Genomic DNA, 1,099 nt, shown 5'->3' with positions numbered 1-1,099 from the left:
GCAGCACCGTCACCACCACATGGCCGTTCAGCGCCATACGGATGCGGTCGCGCACGATGCCGTCCATTGCGCCGTATTTGACCGATCCGTCCAGATAGGTGCGGCCAGTGTCGACATAGCCGGCACCCTTGGGCGCATCGCCGGTCAGGTCCATCATCATTCCGTTGACCACAACCGCGCTGGCAATGCCTTTTGCCTCACCCAGACGGGCGTGCTGGCGCAAATGGCGGTGCTCGCCGTGCATCGGCACCAGCATCCTGGGCTTCAGCAGATTGTGCATGGCTTCCAGATCCGGCCCATTGGCGTGCCCCGACACATGGTAAAGGCCGGAACTGTCATCAACCACATCCACACCCATTTCAGAGAACTGGTTGATAATGCGGATCACGCCCTTTTCATTGCCCGGGATGGTTTTGGAGGAGAACAGGAAGGTGTCGCCCTCCTTCAGCTCCAGCCCGCGGTACTTGCCGCGCGCCAGCTGCGCGGACGCCGCGCGGCGTTCACCCTGGCTGCCGGTTGTGATCAGCATCAGATTGTCGCGCGGCACATTGTTGGCATCTTCGGGGCTGATCACCTTGGGGAAATCCACCAGCACGCCGGTTTCCGTCGCAGCCTCGATCATCCGGCGCATGGCACGGCCCAGCAGTACGATTGACCGCCCGGCCCGCACCCCGGCTTCGGCCAGGGTTTTCACCCGTGCAACGTTGGAGGCAAAGGTAGTGGCGGCGACCAGGCCCTTGGCTTCGGAAATCAGCCGGGTGATCTCATCCGGCAGTTCGGATTCCGAGCGCCCTGGATGGGTTGAGAACACATTGGTGGAATCGCAGACCAGCGCCTGGATGCCGTCCTTGGCGATCTCTGCCCACATCTCCGGGTCAAACGGCTCGCCGACCAGCGGATTGGAATCCAGCTTGAAGTCGCCGGTGTGCACCACTCGCCCTGCCGGGCTGTCGATCACCAGTCCGCCGCTTTCGGGGATGGAATGGCTCATCGGGGCGACGCCGATGGTGAAGGGGCCAAGTTTGGTCACTTCGGGCCAGGCCTGCACGGTTTGCACATTTGCCGGATCGTGGCCCGCCTCCTCCATCTTGCGCCGAGC

The 1,099-nt window shown here is 63.0% G+C and carries 1 protein-coding gene; it reads right to left on the bottom strand.

Going from position 1 to position 1,099, the window contains the following annotated elements:
• Positions 1 to 1,099 (bottom strand): ribonuclease J (locus A2I95_RS41255; RefSeq protein ID WP_291738063.1); only part of this gene is annotated, 1,099 nt, incomplete at both ends.

It is taken from the genome of Leisingera sp. F5, from assembly GCF_001593695.1.
The sequence above is the reverse complement of the archived record's forward strand: the minus strand, read 5'-3'. Positions and strand labels throughout refer to the sequence as shown.